Annotated in this window: 14 protein-coding genes; 6 read left to right on the forward strand and 8 right to left on the reverse strand. The window is 40.7% G+C overall.

Going from position 1 to position 18,332, the window contains the following annotated elements; genetic code table 11:
- The first annotated feature begins 362 nt into the window (after positions 1–362).
- The 5 genes from B4Z90_RS18535 to B4Z90_RS18555 all read left to right on the forward strand — a co-directional run bounded on the left by B4Z90_RS18535 (position 363) and on the right by B4Z90_RS18555 (position 9,185).
- Positions 363–3,452, forward strand: a complete 3,090-nt coding sequence (locus B4Z90_RS18535) for a SusC/RagA family TonB-linked outer membrane protein (protein ID WP_286802939.1) — start codon at positions 363–365, stop codon at positions 3,450–3,452.
- Between the two features lie 23 nt (positions 3,453–3,475).
- Positions 3,476–5,221: a RagB/SusD family nutrient uptake outer membrane protein gene (locus B4Z90_RS18540; protein ID WP_112374934.1), complete on the forward strand. Its 1,746-nt coding sequence runs from the start codon at positions 3,476–3,478 to the stop codon at positions 5,219–5,221.
- 169 nt (positions 5,222–5,390) lie between these two features.
- On the forward strand, positions 5,391–6,692 hold the full coding sequence (der, locus tag B4Z90_RS18545) for a ribosome biogenesis GTPase Der (protein ID WP_112375434.1): 1,302 nt from the start codon (positions 5,391–5,393) through the stop codon (positions 6,690–6,692).
- 21 nt (positions 6,693–6,713) lie between these two features.
- Positions 6,714–8,180, forward strand: coding sequence for a cysteine--tRNA ligase (gene cysS, locus B4Z90_RS18550; protein WP_112374933.1), 1,467 nt, complete (start codon positions 6,714–6,716; stop codon positions 8,178–8,180).
- Between the two features lie 30 nt (positions 8,181–8,210).
- Complete coding sequence (locus tag B4Z90_RS18555) at positions 8,211–9,185, forward strand: DUF4440 domain-containing protein (RefSeq protein WP_239468760.1); 975 nt, start codon at positions 8,211–8,213, stop codon at positions 9,183–9,185.
- 80 nt (positions 9,186–9,265) lie between these two features.
- Here the strand turns inward: B4Z90_RS18555 and B4Z90_RS18560 are convergent, their stop codons facing one another.
- Positions 9,266–10,615: a peptidylprolyl isomerase gene (locus B4Z90_RS18560; protein WP_112374932.1), complete on the reverse strand. Its 1,350-nt coding sequence runs from the start codon at positions 10,613–10,615 to the stop codon at positions 9,266–9,268.
- 480 nt (positions 10,616–11,095) lie between these two features.
- Between B4Z90_RS18560 and B4Z90_RS18565 the strand changes: the two genes are divergently transcribed.
- Entirely contained in the window at positions 11,096–12,187 is a 1,092-nt protein-coding gene (locus tag B4Z90_RS18565; protein ID WP_172462406.1) for a lactonase family protein, read from the forward strand.
- Positions 12,188–12,245: 58 nt separating this feature from the next.
- On the opposite strand, the gene mnhG is transcribed toward B4Z90_RS18565, so the two are convergent.
- From mnhG to B4Z90_RS18600, 7 genes are read right to left on the reverse strand one after another with little or no spacing between them, the layout of a single operon-like run.
- Positions 12,246–12,596 (reverse strand): monovalent cation/H(+) antiporter subunit G, encoded by a 351-nt coding sequence (gene mnhG / locus B4Z90_RS18570; protein ID WP_046671613.1) that lies wholly within the window; start codon positions 12,594–12,596, stop codon positions 12,246–12,248.
- On the reverse strand, positions 12,589–12,864 hold the full coding sequence (locus tag B4Z90_RS18575; protein WP_046671612.1) for a monovalent cation/H+ antiporter complex subunit F: 276 nt from the start codon (positions 12,862–12,864) through the stop codon (positions 12,589–12,591). The genes mnhG and B4Z90_RS18575 overlap by 8 nt, the downstream gene beginning before the upstream one ends.
- Positions 12,861–13,319: a Na+/H+ antiporter subunit E gene (locus tag B4Z90_RS18580; RefSeq protein WP_227550155.1), complete on the reverse strand. Its 459-nt coding sequence runs from the start codon at positions 13,317–13,319 to the stop codon at positions 12,861–12,863. The genes B4Z90_RS18575 and B4Z90_RS18580 overlap by 4 nt, the downstream gene beginning before the upstream one ends.
- A gap of 19 nt (positions 13,320–13,338) precedes the next feature.
- Positions 13,339–14,847, reverse strand: a complete 1,509-nt coding sequence (locus B4Z90_RS18585) for a proton-conducting transporter membrane subunit (RefSeq protein WP_112374930.1) — start codon at positions 14,845–14,847, stop codon at positions 13,339–13,341.
- Positions 14,844–15,200 (reverse strand): Na+/H+ antiporter subunit C, encoded by a 357-nt coding sequence (locus B4Z90_RS18590; RefSeq protein ID WP_046671609.1) that lies wholly within the window; start codon positions 15,198–15,200, stop codon positions 14,844–14,846. Before B4Z90_RS18590 ends, B4Z90_RS18585 begins: the two co-directional genes overlap by 4 nt.
- Positions 15,200–15,622, reverse strand: a complete 423-nt coding sequence (locus B4Z90_RS18595; RefSeq protein WP_046671608.1) for a Na+/H+ antiporter subunit B — start codon at positions 15,620–15,622, stop codon at positions 15,200–15,202. The genes B4Z90_RS18590 and B4Z90_RS18595 overlap by 1 nt, the downstream gene beginning before the upstream one ends.
- Before the next feature lie 56 nt (positions 15,623–15,678).
- Complete coding sequence (locus B4Z90_RS18600; protein ID WP_286802944.1) at positions 15,679–17,988, reverse strand: putative monovalent cation/H+ antiporter subunit A; 2,310 nt, start codon at positions 17,986–17,988, stop codon at positions 15,679–15,681.
- Positions 17,989–18,332: the final 344 nt, after the last annotated feature.

The following is an 18,332-nucleotide window of genomic DNA, read 5'->3' on the forward strand; positions in this document are numbered from 1 at the left end:
TGGTCCCCGCTACTAAAAGAAAAAAGCCGAGGTGAATATCTTGGCTTTTTTTTGTATCCTAAATCACGCTATAATACCACCTGTCTTTCAGGATTATCTTTTTCCTGCTCGTCTAAATTTCTCATTGTCGACTGTCCTGAGGTTGTTAAAAAACTGTCTTTTGCTGTTAGTTAATCGCTCTAATTTTTTGATAGTAGATTGTACTGTAAAATGTGTGTTTATGCAATCGTTTGTTTAATTGGCGCAATCGATTTCGTTGCTGCTAAATTTTGATATACTGTCATCATCCTTTAGTTTTAGCATTCATGTACCTAAATTTTGATTAGCACGCTAATCAATTTTTAAACTAACTATTAAATATTATGATTTCAAAGATTCTCGACAATCACAAGTTGAGTCTGTTATCATTAGCTTTACTCATTACAAGTACACACAACTCGGCTAATGCTAATGGTCTTACGTTTCCAGGCAACAATATTTTGTTGAATGACGCGGTTTATCAACAAAAAGTGAATGGAAAAGTGCAGTCAACAGACGGCCCATTGGCTGGTGCAACCATTAGTGTTAAGGGGAGCGCTAAGTCGACATCGGCAGGAGTAGATGGACGGTTTACCATAGATGCTAAAAATGGGGATGTACTAGTCGTTACAAGTGTTGGTTATAAGACACAGCAAGTGACGGTGACAGGACCGGTTGTTAACATCAATCTGGAGTCCAATAGTGAAGCACTTCAGGAGGTTGTTGTCGTTGGGTATGGATCACAGCAGAAAAAAGAAAGTTTGACTGGTGCCCTTCAAGCTGTTAAGGGAAACAAATTGCGTGATGTCACTACGCCATCGGTTGAAAACATGCTGAATGGTAAGGCTGCCGGTGTATATGTTGCACCAGGGGCTGGCAAACCGGGGTCAAATGGTGGTGTTGTGATTCGTGGTCAGGCAACCTTAAGTGGCACGACGAGCCCATTGTGGGTTATTGATGGTGTTATCGTCGGCTCAAGCCCAGGTGATATCAATCCAGATGACATTGAATCGTTAACGATTCTAAAAGATGCTGCCTCAACGTCAATTTATGGTTCGCAAGGTGCAAATGGCGTTGTTGTGGTCACAACAAAAAATCCTTCGGCATCCAAAACAAGCATTAGCTTTTCTACAAAAATGGGTATCAACCAGCTTTCCAATGGAAACATGGAAATGATGAATGGGGCTGAACTTTATGACTACTTTGCTTCGTTTTCAAATCCCGCTGATATCAAATTCCCGCGTTGGAATTCGGATTTGCGCAATAGCAACTTTGATTGGTGGAAGCTGGCAACAAAGACCGGATTTGTCCAAAATCACAATTTATCCATTCAGGGAGGAAATGATAAATTACAGTCTTATTTGTCTTTAGGTTACTACAACGAAGCCGGTGCGGTAAAAGGGTATGATTACGATCGTTATAACTTTAGATTACGTACCAACTATAAGCCTTTTGACTGGTTGACCATCAAGCCATCTATTGCCGGTTCGAGACGTGCGGTAGATGATCGTCAATATGATGTCAATGCCATGTATGGAAACCTACCTTGGGATAGTCCATACGATGCAAATGGAAATTTAGTGCCACACCGTTATAGTGGCTGGGTCAATAATGCAAGCACGAATTACTTGTATGACTTGCAATGGAATCATAGTGCCAATACCAATTATGAATTTATGGGTAACTTAGATTTCGATGTCAAATTAACGGATTGGTTGACCTTCTCCTCTGTCAACAATTATCGCTACAATACGTATTCTGACAGTGGTTATCAAGATCCGCGATCAAACAGCGGTGAAAGTGTAATTGGTCGTGTAACGGATTACCGCATGGAGTTTGCACGTCGTTATACCAACCAAATCTTGCGTTTCAACAAGACTTGGGATAAACATAGCCTGAATGGATTGGCTGCATACGAATTTAACGACTACTGGACCAAAACCTTAGATGCTTACGGAACGGGTATTGTCAATGGTTTCGAGGTATTGGATGTTGTTGCAAAACCAGAACGTACGAAAGGTGGAATTTCCGAATGGGCAGTACAGTCATTCTTGTCGAATGCAAACTATGCATACGATAATAAATATCTGGCACAGGTATCTTTCCGTCGTGATGGGGCATCCAATTTTGGTACCAATGCGAAATACGGAAACTTCTTTTCCGTTAGTGGTGGCTGGAATATCAATAAAGAAGAGTGGTTCAAGGCTGATTGGGTAGATAACTTAAAACTGCGAGCGGCTTATGGATCGGTAGGTAATAGACCGAGCTCATTATATCCACAATATAGCCTTTATTCGGTATCAGCATCATCAAGCTATAATGGAATACCAGGGGCATTAATTAGCCAAATCGGTAATAAAGATCTGACTTGGGAAAAAACATACACAACAGGATTTGGTGTGGATGCAGCCTTATTTAAGAATAGGCTAAGACTTAATGTTGATTATTACGATAAGAAGACTGATAATGTGCTTTATCAAGTGCCGATCAGTGGTCTGACAGGTGTCACTTCTATCTGGAAAAATATTGGTAAGATGCAAAACCGGGGGATTGAATTGACCATCGGTGGCGATATCGTTCGCAATGATAATGTACATTGGAGTTTGGATGTTAATTTAAGTCACAATGTGAATAAATTGACGGAGCTATTTGCGACAAAAGATGCCAATGGTAATCTTGTTTCGAAACCAATTATCGCAGGGGACGGATCAGGGATAGCTGGATCGGCGCAACGTTTGCTTCAACCTGGTTATCCGGTAGATACCTATTATCTAAAAGAATGGGCTGGTGTCAATGTTGATAATGGTTTGCCAATGTGGTACAGATACGAGACAGATGTCAATGGCAATGAAACAAGGACAACGACGTCGAACTATTCCAATGCAACTTTCCGTAATGCAGGAAAAGGAAATGCAGATCTCTTTGGCGGTTTCAGTACAGCCTTAAGTTATAAGCAGTTTGATCTAAATGCCGTGTTCGGGTTCTCTTTGGGCGGTAAGTTGTATAATTATTCGCGCCAAGAATTTGACTCGGATGGAACTTATACCGATCGTAATCAGATGAAGTTACAGGATGGTTGGAGCCGCTGGGAAAAACCCGGTGATGTTGCTACTCATCCGATAGCAAGATACGATAACCAAGATAAAGGTAATTCACCGTCAACACGCTTCTTGGAAAGTAACAATTTCTTAAAAATGAGATCCTTGACTTTGGGTTACAACTTCGATCTGAAAAAGTATAACATCAAAAATTTACGTGTATTCTTAGCTGGAGAGAATTTGTTTACGATTACAAACTACTCGGGTGTTGATCCGGAGCTTCCATTGACTGAACCAGATGGTAAAGGCGGGGGTGGTCAAATGATCAGATCTACAGGCGTCTCTGTATATCCAATGGTTCGCAAATACATGTTCGGCGCAAGTGTGACATTTTAATTTTAACGTTTAGAAAATCAATAATGAAAAAGATATTAATCGGACTTTTGATCGCATCGGCAGTATCCTCCTGCGATATCGATCGTCTTCCTTATACTTCGATGGACGAAGAGAATATTGTGAGTAATCCTGATGCCATGGTAACAGGTACTTATGCGCAGTTAAAAGCTTGGTCCGACCCAATGCACCGTCTTGGTGAATACGCTGGTGATAATATGATGATCCGCGGGTCATCGACAGACGCATTTTACGAATTTATCTCCTATGCGAGAACACCTAATAATTACCGTTTGCAGAACTTCTGGGATAGCGGTTATAAAGCTATCGCGCAATCTTCGAACGTCATTAAGATGTTTGCCGAAGGTCAAAGTGAAGAGATGGATAATAAATTGGGTGAATGTTATTACATCCGTGGAATGATGTATTTTTACCTTTGCCGTGCGTTCGGGAAGCCTTATTACCAAAGTCCCGAGACAAACTTGGGTGTTCCAATTGTCAACGGTACACCTGAAGATGTATTCAATGATTTGAACTTGCCAGACCGTGCGTCTGTAAAAGATACCTATGCGCAAGCAATCAGTGATCTGAAGAAAGCAGAAGCTTTATTGAAGATCGATAAAGGGGCAGTGTATGCTTCAAAGGGGGCGGCACAAGCAATGCTTTCCCGTATATACCTGTATATGAGCGGCACGTATAAAAATCCAAATGCAGAATATGCACGTCTTTCTGTAGAATACGCAGACAAGGTGATTAATTCAGGTAAATATGTTCTATTGGCTCGTGAGCAATTCATGAAATACAATACCTTTAGACCAGAAGATAACAAAGAGACGATCTTTGCGGTGAAACGTGTCGCTTCTGAATTTTCAGGTGATGATCACTATTATGGTATTGGTGGTATGTACTCCAATATCGGTGGTATGGGCTGGGGCGAGATGTATTCCAGTGCCAAGTACATTGATTTATTAAATGAAACAGGTCGCAATGACTGGAGACCTGATCATTATACGATTGTCGATGCACGTTCGGCCTTTATTGAACCTACTTATTCCAAAGATAAGGCCGGCAAATACTCAACTGTGTTTCGATTTATCAAACAAGATATACCTGCGAAAGCCGGTGATCCTAAAACAATGAGCTATCTGCAAATTCCAGTTGTAATTAACGGAAATACTGTTGTTGCACGAGAAGTCAAAAAGATAGGTGATAATGAGGTTGTTAAAGAATATACATTGACGGCAATTAATGCTAATCAACAGACCTATTCAATTACTTATGAAGATGGCAATACCTACTCCGGTATGATCGATTACTATATTTCCTTAAACCGTGCTTATCCACAATTCTATATTGTGAAATGCTCACGTGAAGGCGAGGAGTCGCAATTGCACTCACCTGTAATCAGCCGCTTGGGTGAAATTTATTTAAATCGCGCAGAGGCTAATGCAAAATTAGGTAATTATGGTGCTGCGCTAAATGATTTAAATACCATCAGAAATCGTTCTATTGTCAATGGGGGATATACTTCAATTGATGCTACCAATGCAAGTAAACTGATCGACAAAGAGCGTCAGTTGGAATTGGCTTACCAGGCTGAACGCAGTTATGATGTGTTTCGTAATGGCTTGCCGTTAAATAGAACTTATCCTGGGCCACAAAAACAATTTGAGGATATTGTGCCGACAGATTTTAGAGTGACTTATTTTATTCCACAGGATGCGATCAATTCATATCCAGGGAAATTGACTCAGAATCCAACGTCTAATTAGGCGAATATTGATAATTTAAACCCTATAAATGGCTTTACTTCACGGTAAAGCCATTTTTGTTTTTGTGTCGCGATAATCCCTTTCGAATCCGTATCTTTGTTCCCTTAAGTATATTTTTAGCATAAAAGTGCCACCTGCTGTGATAGTGGGTGGATCAAATAAAATAAATATGGCAAATATTGTTGCAATTGTTGGTCGTCCAAATGTTGGTAAATCTACCTTATTCAATCGTCTTACAGAAAGTAGAAAAGCGATTGTTGATGACTTTAGCGGGGTGACGCGCGACCGTCATTATGAAACAGCCGAGTGGATCGGAAAGAAATTTACAGTAATTGATACAGGTGGTTTTGTACATGGTTCGGATGATGTCTTTGAAGAGGCTATTCGTGATCAGGTCTATATCGCTATTGAAGAAGCTTCGGTCGTTATATTCATGGTGGATGTCACCACTGGCATTACCGACTTGGATGACGAAATCGCTGATATTCTGAGAAGAAGTTCTAAGCCCGTGTATGTCGTGGCTAATAAAGTCGATCACGCTAAATTGCACCATGAATCGGCAGAGTTTTATGCTTTTGGTTTAGGTGAGGTTTTTAATATCTCGTCGGCTACAGGATCCGGTACAGGTGAATTGTTGGATGCTGTTGTTTCTCATTTTGAAGTGGAAGAGGAAGAAGAAGAATCTTTACCGAAATATACCATCGTGGGGCGCCCGAATGTGGGTAAATCCTCCTTGACAAATGCCTTGATCGGCAAAGATCGCAATATTGTAACGCCAATGGCCGGGACAACACGTGATTCAATCCGTATACATTACAATCAATATGGACATAACTTTTTATTGATCGATACAGCAGGTCTTCGTCGTAAGTCCAAGGTAAATGAAGATATTGAGTTTTATTCGGTGATGCGTACCATCAAAGCTTTGGAAGATTCTGATGTGACAATTTTAATGCTTGACGCACAGGATGGATTAGAAGCGCAGGACGTTAATATTTTCAACTTGGCGGAGAAGAACCGCAAAGGTATTGTCATTGTTGTCAATAAGTGGGATTTGATCGAAAAAGACAATAAGACAATGAAGGCTTTCGAAGATCGTATCAAAGAGAAAATAGCACCATTTACAGATGTGCCTATTATCTTTACTTCCGTAACCGAAAAACAACGTGTCCTTAAGGTGTTGGAAGTTGCGGATAAGGTATACGCCAACAAGACCAAAAAGATTCCGACTTCCAAGTTGAATGAAGTGATGTTGGATATTATCGAGAATTATCCACCCCCATCCTTAAAGGGTAAATATATCAAAATTAAATATGCAACACAGTTGCCTGGACGGACGCCGATGTTTGCATTCTTCTGTAATCTGCCACAATACATCAAAGATCCATACAAACGTTTTATTGAAAACAAATTGCGTGAGCACTTTGACTTTACAGGTGTGCCAATTCAAATATATTTCAGACAAAAATAGATTTCCAAGCAGCGATTAAACATGGACCATAATCTCTATTTATACAATACGCTTTCGCGAACAAAAGAAAAATTCGAACCTATTCATCCCAACCTCGTTGGTATGTACGTATGTGGACCCACCGTATACAGTGATGTGCATTTGGGTAACTGTCGGACGTTTGTATCTTTTGATTTGATTTTTAGATACCTGCGTCATCTTGGTTATAAAGTGCGTTATGTGCGCAATATTACAGATGCGGGGCATTTGGAAGGCGATCGTGATGAAGGGGATGACAAATTTGCAAAAAAAGCAAAATTGGAACAATTGGAGCCGATGGAAATCGTTCAAAAGTATACGATAGGTTTTCATGACGTATTGCGTCTTTTCAATACGTTGCCACCGAGTATTGAGCCTACTGCGACAGGACATATCTCCGAGCAGATCGAAATGATCGAACAGATTATCGAGAATGGTTATGCCTATGAGCGGAATGGTACAGTCTATTTTGATGTTGAAAAATACGTTGAAACATACGATTATACGATATTGACCAATCGTAAATTGGAGGATATGCTCAATAATACCCGAGAATTGAGTGGTCAGGATGAGAAAAAAGGGCGTTTGGATTTTGCCTTGTGGATCAAAGCAAAACCTGAAACGATTATGCGTTGGCCCGCACCTTGGAGTGTCGGCTTTCCAGGTTGGCATATCGAATGTTCGGCCATGAGCAGAAAGTACCTAGGTGATCAGTTTGATATTCATGGCGGTGGAATGGATTTGGCAGCAACCCATCATACCAATGAAATTGCACAGTCCGAAGCATGTAACCATACGAGCCCTGCCAAATATTGGATGCACACGAATATGTTGACTGTCAACGGTGCGCGTATGTCCAAATCTGCAGGGAATGGATTTTTGCCGGGCGAGCTATTTACTGGAAATCATCCCTTATTGAATAGAGGCTATTCGCCGATGGCTGTACGTTTCTTTATGTTACAGGCCCATTATAGAAGTACGTTGGATTTCTCCAATGAGGCGCTGGATGCGGCCGACAAGGGGTATAAAAGGCTGATGACTGCAATCAGTCTATTAGACAAATTGAAGGTGTCGAAAGGTGCTGATTCATTCAATTTGGCTGAAATTCGCCGTAAATGTTACGCGGCTATGGATGACGACTTTAATAGCCCTGTACTCATTGCTGAATTATTTGAAATTGTACGTATCATCAACTCGATTTATGATGGTAAAGCGAAAGTAACGGCAGAAGGATTGGAGGGCCTTAAACTATTCATGAAAGAATTTGTAGAGGATATTCTAGGCCTTCGAAACGATCAGACTTCAGCATCCGATGATATCGATGACGTCATGAATCTGGTCATCAAGCTACGTAATGAAGCAAAAGCAAATAAAGACTTCGTCACCTCAGATCGTATTCGTGATGAGCTTAATTCTATTGGAATTCAATTGAAAGATAGCAAAGAAGGAACACTTTGGAATAAGATTTGATAGATAAGAAATCGAATTTATACAAGAGGAATGCAATGGAATATTCTTATTGGGAAAAGACCTTATCGTGGAAACCAATGGATATTCCATATCACCTTTAAAAGAAAGATCATTTTGCATATGAATTTTTGGAATAGGCTATCCGTCGTCGCATTGATGAGTGTTGCTGGTACAACACTATATGCGCAGATACCTGAGAAAGTTGGAAGCCTATTGCAGGCCGATAAGGATGCTGCTGCCTTGGCGAAAGCGTCTACGCCACACCAGGCGTTTCTTTCGATCATTGATAAGGAATCTACGTTTTATGTCCCATCGGCAGTAAATGCCTATAACTATCTGAATAATAGACCAAATATTCCCGATGTTTTAAATTGGCAGCCTACCTTTGCGTTGATTGCTAAAAGTCAGGAGTTTGGTGTGACTTCGGGGTCTATGGACTTTCAGAAAGTAGGTGCAAGATTGCGTCATGGAGAATACTTGACTGTCTGGAAACGCAACAAAAAAGGTAAGTGGCTGGTCGATATTCGTGCCGAAGTTGAAAACAACGGGAACGACGGGGAGTTTGATCTTGAATATATCGAACCTACCGACTCGTGGTATCTGAAGCATCGTTCTAAAGTACGCTTAAACCAGCGTGAAGATATTGTCCTGGAGACAGACAAATTGATGTCAACCGTTTTGAAAGCCGACAATCCAACCGCATATAAGGAGTTTTTAAGTGAGGATGTCCGGTTTTTGTTCCCTTGGACCAATCCGATGGAAGGAAAAGCTAAAATGATGGCCTATCTCAAAAAACAACGCATGACGATAGAGACAGTCCCCGAAGAAGTAAAACGTTCATATAGTGGCGATTTTGCCTATACCAAGGGAACTGCAACGGTGCGACAAAAGGATAAGGTGGTGAAGTATAATTATATTCGTATCTGGCAATTGAGTGAATTAGCGAAGGATGATGTGAAGAAAGCGAACTGGAATATTCTGATCGAGATGATGTTTGAGAAATGATAGGACGATTGCAACATAAAAAAAGGGCTTGAATATATACTATTCAAACCCTTTTTTTATAGGATAAGTGTATTGTACACTTATTGTTTTTTCCATTTTTTCAATCCTTCACTCTGACCAAAGTCATCACTGATATTGATGTAAGTGGTCTTCAATTTATCATCGAACCATTTGCTCAGATTACGATTGGTTTTATCCTGAACGGCGGCTTCTTTGATCTTTGTGAAATCTTCGTCCAAGTTTGCTTTGTGCGGTGGTATACGTGTTTTCAGGTAATTGAAACGGTAACCAACATCGCCCATTTTGTCTGTAAATTGCTCTGGTTTGGAGTATTCTCCCGGTTTTAGCGGATCGATCGCTGTAAATACTGATTTCTCCAAGCCATCCATAGGAATTACGGTTGTGCGGCTTGAACCCTCTTGATTTAGGATCATACCACCATTGAATTTACTCTCCTCCGCATCAGAATAATTTGTTGCGGCATGATAGAAATCCATTTTTTTGTCAACGACCAATTTATAGATACTGTCCAATTTATTTTTTGTTCGTTCTAATGCTGCAGGGCCAGGATTGATCTTCATCAGGATATGGCGTGTGTGTACCTCTTCGCCACGTCTTTCCAGCACCTGAATAATATGAAAGCCATATTTGGATTCGACAATAGGTGATATTTCTCCCGGTTTTAATTTAAAAGCCATGGCAGAGAATTCTTTGACATAATTATCACGTGTACCAAAGCCTAAATCACCGCCATAGGGGGCAGATCCGGGATCTTGAGAGTATATACGAGCCATTGTACCAAAGTCGGAGCCATCTACAATCTGTTTGCGGATACCTTCAATCTTCTCGCGCTGTTCCTTTTTCTCTGCATCGGTCAATTTGGGCATCATGACAATTTCACCGATTTCTACCTCGGTATTGAAGTAAGGGAGACTGTCTTTATTCAAGCCCTCAAAATAACGCTTTACTTCCAATGGAGTCACATCTATTTTGGAAACGATGTTTTGTCTCATTTTCTGTGCTTTTAATTGCTCGAAAACACTAGGACGCATTTCTTCTTTGTATTGTAATAAGGAACGGTTGAGGAATTTTTCAAGACGTTCTTGCCCTCCTGCCTGTTGTGACATGTGGCGCAGACGCGCATTGAGGTTGTCATCAACTTCGGTCTCGGTTACATCGATGGAGTCAATTACGGCTTGTTGTGATAATAATTTTTGGACAATTAACTGTTCCAATATACCATCTTTATAGTTTTCATCTGGTTTATTCCCTTGCGCCAACCATTGAGAATATTGCATATCCACGTCGGACTGTAAGATAATGCCCGATCCAACCGTTGCTACAACGCGATCAATAACTTGACGTTGCGCAAGACTGGCCTGAATTGATGCAAACAGCAATAAAAACAATATATAAATGTTTTTTTTCATCCGTATAAATTATTTATGATATTTATGAGTGATCTTCATTTATATAAATGAACTCGTTTCACTCGGTTATTTGTTCATCATTTGTTTTTTGTCACAAGCATTCACGCTGCCTTCGGCGGTATGCGTAGTATTTGTGTTCAATATATACTTTTTTGAACAACAGCACAAAATTATCAGATTATATGAATTATTCGTACTTTTATTTAACAATATTTTTGTATTCCCAATATTTTAAATGGGTGATTTTGGAATTGTTAAAATTGATGTGCTAAAATACGCATTTGCCTATTAGAAAGGACGGTTTTAACCAAATTTAACAAGTCTATTGACGATATTTACGCCTATAAAATGGCGGGGTTTTAGATCCTCACACTGCGGAATGAATGGGGAAATTTGAGTGGGATCTCGTATAATTTAGAAACAAACTTGATGTAACGGCTCATTCAACAAATGAGTAGCTACATTTATAAAATAATTTCAATGAAAAAAGCATTTGTTTATTTGATGACGATTTTACCTTTGGCTAGTTTTGCCCAACAGATTCCCATGTTTGTGGGAACATATACGAGTAAAACCGCGAGCAAGGGTATCTATATTTATAATTTTGATGTTAAAACTGGTGAAACAACTTTGTTGAGCACACAAGAGAGTAAAGATCCGTCCTTTTTAGCACGAAATAATAACTTTATTTATGCCGTTAATGAGGTTCCAAATCAAGAGGGGACTGTTTCTGCCTATTCTTTTAAGGACGGTCATTTAACTTTTCTAAACTCACTTCCTTCTGGAGGGGAGTCGCCTTGTTTTGTTGAAGTACATCCGAAGGGTAGCTTGCTCGCTGTGGCAAATTATACAGGCGGCTCTGCAGCTTTGTTTGATTTAGAAAGTAATGGTGTGTTAAGCAAAAGAGCGCGTTTAATACAACACGAGGGTAAGGGGGTGGATCCCGTACGCCAAGAAAAGCCACATGTACATTCTACTTTTTTCTCCAATAAAGGGGATAAGTTGTACGTCCAAGATCTTGGTTTGGATGAGATTTCTATTTATCCGGTGAATAAAGCGGGAAATGTCTATAGTCTTGCTGATGAATCGGAAGATGTCTTTACTCCAGCTGGAGGAGGACCACGTCATATCGTGTTTGATAAGAAAGAGAAATTCCTGTATGTCGTCCTGGAAATGACCGGTCAAATTGCATCGTATAAGAAAGATGGAGATGCATGGATGTATCAAAGTACTTTTGATATCAACCCCGAAGGTTTTAAAGGAAGTAACGGTGGAGCTGATATTAAGATCTCCGCTGATGGAAAATTTCTGTATGCGACCAACCGCGGCGATGCCAATACAATAGCTACTTTTTCGGTAGAGAAGGACGGCGAATTGAAGAAAATTTCTAATCTTTCAGTGAAAGGCAAAGGACCACGCAATTTCAACCTTTCTCCGGACGGGAAATATCTTTTGGTCGCAAATCAATATACCAATAACATTGTTTTGTTTAGCCGGGATGCCAAAACGGGTTTGTTGACAGATACTGGAAAAGAAATCGCTGTACCAGCTCCTGTTTGTATTATATTTTAATCCAGAAAGGACGTTCTAATAAGAAGAAGATTTTTAGGAATAACTGTATAGGCTTTTCTTAAAAATCTTCCTTTCGACAATCTAATTTACCTTCCTTTTCGAGATCATTTAAGGTGGTACCCTTCCATGTTTTCACACGCTGTATATAAGCTGCTCTGCCAATCATGTGTGCGGCAACCGGAGCCGTTAGGATCAGAAAAAATCCAATGGCTATAGCCTTGGTTGTTACGGATACATCCGGGAAGGTCATGGCCGCACAGATGAGTAAAAGTCCCACACCCAGCGTTGCTGCCTTTACCGTAACCGAAAGGCGTAAATAAAAATCGGGCATCCGCAAGATGCCAATAGACGCAAATAGTATGGCCAATGCCCCGATGGTACTGAGTATGGCTAAAGTAATATCAATCATCTTTGCTTTGTTTTTCTAAATAAAATGAAAACGCGATCGTGCCAAGAAATGCGATCAGTGCCAAGATCATGGCAATGTCTAAAAACACTTCCTGCGACGTTCGTATACTATACACGGTAATAATGCCGATCCCGATGGTGATAATGAGATCGAGGGCAATCACACGATCAAATATCTGAGGGCCTTTATACAGACGAATAAAAGCCAGTATGACTGAAATAGTCAGGATCGGAAGGATCACATAATCAAAGTAGCTATTTAAAGTCATCTTAAGAGTTCTAAAAGTCTTCGTTCAACATTATTTTTAAGGGTAGAAACAAACTGTTCTTTGCTTTTCATGTACATGACGTGAATAAAGAGCGTTTTTTTATCTTCACTTACGTCGAGGATAAGTGTGCCGGGTGTCAACGAAATAAAGGTTGAAAGCAGGTTTATTTCCAAATCGGTTTTTGCATCCATGGGGTATTTAACAATCGCCGGTTTGATAAAAAACTTGGGTGTTATCACGTCGTAGGCAACCTGCACATTGGCGACAATCATTTCCCACAGGAAAAAAAGAATAAAACTCAATGTTTTGGGTACCCGATAAAAGTAGCGTTGATCCACCTCATTTCTGTTCATCAACCAGAGGATACCAAATCCCAACATAAAGCCGAATAGGAAGTTGGTATAGTACATCGATCCCGTCAGTGCGACCCAGATAAAGGATAACATGAGGTTCATTAAAAACTGTTTAATCATATCATTTCTGCCCTCCTAATACAGCGTTTATGTAAGGTGATGTGTCCAATAATTGTGTAGCGATCTGATCTGCGACATGGATAATTGATTCGGCGTTGAGTCCGATATACAGGGACGCTGATGCCAAAATAACGACAGGAAGTATGAGCATTGTTCTTTTATAGCCGATCATGCCCGCAAATTTATCCTCAATGATTTCCGGATCGGGGGCATCTTTCCAGAATACCTGTGCCCACATTTTGGCGATGACAAACAAGGTGATAAAACTGCCAATGATCAGAGCTCCCGCGAAAGCATACTTCTCTAGGTGAAAGGCATCTTTGAATAGATAGATTTTAGGCCAAAAGCCCGAGAGCGGTGGGATGCCCACCAGTGAAAAAAGAACAATGGCAAAAAGCAATGAGATCTTTGGGTATTGCGCATAAAGTCCGCCCAGTTTATTCATATCCATGGTACCACGGAGTTGTCGTATAACACCGGCGATGAGGAATAAATTCGTTTTGACCATAATATCATGGATCAGATAGAAAACGGCGCCCAATAAGGCCCATTTGCTATACAAACCTAATCCGCCAATCATAAAACCAATATGGCAAACGATCAAATAGGAAAATAACCTCCGGATATTGGATTTGATCAATGCACCAAAAGCGCCCGTCAGAATAGTCAATATAGCCAGTACGATAAGGAGTTCTTTGGTAAAATGATTGGGAATAAATAATAGGGAAAAGACCCTGAACAAGGCGTAAATCCCAACTTTGGTCAATAAGCCCCCAAATGTCGCTGCTACGGCCGAAGGCGGCGTATGGTAAGAAGAGGGTAACCAGAAATAGAGTGGAAAAACGGCGGATTTAATGCCAAAACCGATCAGGAAAAATGTTGCTGTAATTTCTACTAATGCCTGATTTTGTATTTTGGGGATACGCAGTGCCAAGTCGGCCATGTTTAAGGAACCTGAAATGCCATAAAGTATTCCTATTCCGGTTAGGAAAAATGTGGAGGCCAGGATATTCATGGCCATATATTTTACAGCCCCCTCCAATTGGGATTTTCTACCCCCTAAGGTCATCAGTACAAAAGAGGAAATAATAATGACTTCAAACCATACGTACAGGTTGAAGATGTCACCTGTCAGAAAGGCGCCGTTAAGTCCCATCATCAAAAAGTGAAAGATCGGGAAATAGCCGTAGAGGATGCGCTGGCGTCCCACACCGACACAGGAAAAGATGGAGACCGCCAGCCCTGCGATTGAAGTCAGGAGAACAAGGGTACTGCTGAATAGGTCGGCAACAAAAACAATCCCAAAAGGAGCTTTCCAATTGGCCGCATTCATGGTCAAAATACCACCGTCATAAACCTTGAAGAATAGTTTAAAGGCAAGAATGAGTGCAAGCAAGCTTCCACCAACGCTCAGAAAACGTTGTGCAGTGGATTTGCGCCACAACATCAGTTGGACAATAGCAATAAATAAATGCACGATAATCGTGGCAATAATGTGGTTGTCTATCATATATCTTCTTCCTCAGGCGTGTTCAAATCATCCAGATCATCGGTACCCAGCAATGCATATACACGCTTGAGTAAAACGATGGCAAAGGAGGTCAGGCCAAAGCTGATCACGATGGCCGTTAAAATAAGGGCTTGCGGAATCGGGTCCGCATAAATATCGGTGAATACCTTCAAATCGGGACCTATAATGGGTGGTTTACCTTTAATAATATTTCCCAATAAGAAGATCAATATATTGGTACCATTGCCCAGTAACATAATACCCAGCAACAATTTCACCATGCTTCGACGCAGGATGAGGTATATTCCGGCAGCATAAAGGATGCCGATCAAGAGTACGAGTATCAGTTCCATTATTCTTCTTCTTCTGTCGTTAAAGCAATTGTAAATAAAATCGTCAGGACGACGCCAATGACAACAAAGTATACACCAAGGTCAAAAAATAAGGCGGTTCCTATCATCCCGATGACGGGAATTTTCTCTTCCAGCCAAAGACCGGTCATGACGGGATAACCAAAAAATGCAGGTAGGAACATACTGATGGCCGAAATTCCCAGTCCGATGGGGATGAGCGACAGGGGCTTGTATTGAATCAATTTCATGGTATTTTGCGGGCCAAAGGCAAAACTATGCAGGACAAAAGCAATCGAAGCAACCAGGCCGCCCACGAAACCTCCGCCTGGGTAATAATGCCCCCGGAGTAGAAGGAACACCGAGAAAAGTAAAAGTATTGGTAATAAATACCGCGTAGCGGTCTGTAATATTGTACTGTTCATTTGTTATTATTTAGCAATGAGTTGTCCGCTCATTTGTGCATCACCTTTATCTTTCATTATTCTTTGTCAGAGGACTTTAAACGTAATTTTAATAAGCTATATACCCCCAGTGCAGCGATACTCAATACCACAATTTCAAACATGGTGTCAAAACCTCTGAAATCGACAAGTATTACATTGACGACATTTTTTCCTTTAGCAAGCACATAGGCGTAATCGCCATAGAAATCACTGATATTTGTGGTTGTTGGTTCGTGCAGAACTCGAAGTGCGACCATGGAAAGCAAAATTCCAAAAACGATAGCGACAATGGCGTCACGAATGATGGTGCGCCGGTTGGCCAGGTTCAGGAAAGAAGGTAGTTTAAAGAGTACCAATACGAAGAGTACCACAGTAAGGGTATCGATGGTAAACTGTGTCATCGCTAGATCTGGAGCACTGTAAAACACGAAAATAAGACATATAGCATAACCTACAACACTGGTGGCTACTACGGCTGTTAAACGGGATGAGGTGCGGATGGTGAGTACAATGGCGCCGATCAAAATGCAGACTGTGGTGACTTCGTAGAAACTCACCGGAGATAAGGTTTCCCATTTAATATGGAGTGGCCCACCCAGGTATAGTTGGTAGGCGATGAGTAATTCGGCAAATAAGATAATTTTCAACAGATACGAACGCAAATAGCCGTTGTGCATTTTGCTGGTGAAAAAAGTAGAGAATAAAACAATTTCCTGAGCACATAATCGAATGATATATTCAGGCGAAATCTTATTGAAATTTGCAATCCAAGCCAATTTTTTAGCACTGGGTCTGTTTGCGAAATAAAGTAAGGTACCCGCGGCAATTGTAATAGCGCTTAATAGCAGGACTAAATTAAAGCCATGCCAGATTTTCAGTTGAAAAGTTTCCGGTTTTGCAAGTATGCTTACCGCGGTTGGCCCTGCAATCCAGTCGCCGATAAGTCCGGGGATACAGCCAAAAGCAACACCGAGGACGGCTAAAAGTAAAGGCGGGATCCACATGGCTTTATAGGGTAGGTGGATTTCATGAAATTGCTCGGGCAACTTACCCATAAAAGGTTTGATACCGGCCATAAATCCAGCAGAGACTAAGAGTATATTTGTTGCTACTGCAGCGACGGTCAAATAGAGAAATAAATCAGGTGTGGCATGTAGTGTTGCCTCATAAATCAAATCCTTTCCAATAAACCCAAATGTAAGTGGAATACCGGCACTGGAAAGTGCCGCTAGGAAACCTGCTATAGCGACAGGCATTAATACCTTACGTAGCCCCCGTAAGATGGTAAGATCCCGCGTTCCCGTTTCATGGTCTATAATCCCCGTAATCAAGAATAAGGCAGCTTTATACAAGGCATGTACGAGTATAAAGACACTTACTGCGATAACGGCATCCTTGGTGCCTAGTCCCAACAAGAATACTAAAATACCGAGGGCGGATATGGTTGAATAGGCGAGTACTCCCTTGAGGTCTGTTCTAAAAAGCGAATGGAATGCAGCATAAAGCATCGTGAAACCACCAATGGCCATGAGGGAATACGTCCAGATCGGGTTGCCCCCAAGTATTGGTGAAAAACGGGCCAAAAGATAGATTCCTGCCTTAACCATCGTTGCCGAGTGTAAGTAGGCCGACACTGGCGTTGGCGCCTTCATGGCACCGGGTAACCAAAAATGGAAAGGGAATTGTGCTGATTTCGTAATTGCTCCAAGTGTTATGAGGGCAAAGACCAGGGGAAATAGTGGATGTTGCTGAATGAGGGATACTTTGTCGATGAGTGCTGTAATATGGTAAGTACCCGCAATATTACCCAGCAAAATAAAACCTGCCAGTAGAAAAAAACCACCCAGACCAGTAATGGAAAGTGCAGTTAATGCGCTTTTGCGCGAATCATTTTTGTCATTGTTAAATCCAATGAGAAAAAATGAGCTGATCGAGGTTAGTTCCCAAAAGATGAAGAGCAACAGCATATTGTCCGACAGGACTAACCCCAGCATAGCCGACATAAAAAGGCAGAGGTAGCCAAAGAACCGGTCGATATACCGATGACCTTTGAGATAGGCATTCGCGTAGAAGAAGATACAAGCTCCAATCCCAGTGATCAATAAGGCGAAAAGTAGGGATAGTCCATCTAATTTAAAATCCAGATTGATGCCTAAGGAGGGCACCCAGGGTGTTGATTGCACGAAATAGGAGCCTTGGCCAATAGGTACAATATATTGTGCAAAGTATAAAAATAGAAGTACCGGTAAGAATGCGAGAATAAAACCCCATCTGGTTTTTAGGAACCGACCAAATGGAACAATAAGGCTCGATGTTATTAATCCTGACAGAACAGTAAATAGCATTTAGTCTTTGTTTTAATTTTTAACCTTCACTATTTCATCGTTGCCAATGCTTATATGGCGATGAAGGTTTTTTGAAAGTTTACAATATAATAAAAAAAAGCGAAAAAATGCTAGTTTTTGATCACTTTCCCGCTATATAAAGGATGAAAGAGGGGATTTTGTTTTGAATTCGGGGGAAAAATCAAGGTTAAAAATTCTTAAAAAAATGAATGAAAAAACACTAATTTATTGAGAAATATGATTTTTACGCGATGATATTCATATTTAATGTAATAAAAATGTTAAATCTTGTTAAACAAAATTTAAAAATTCTATCTTTAGAGTAGTTAATCAGCCGCCAAGGA

Origin of the sequence: Sphingobacterium sp. UBA5639, from assembly GCF_002421245.1 — a bacterium.
Classification (GTDB): Bacteria; Bacteroidota; Bacteroidia; order Sphingobacteriales; family Sphingobacteriaceae; genus Sphingobacterium; species Sphingobacterium multivorum.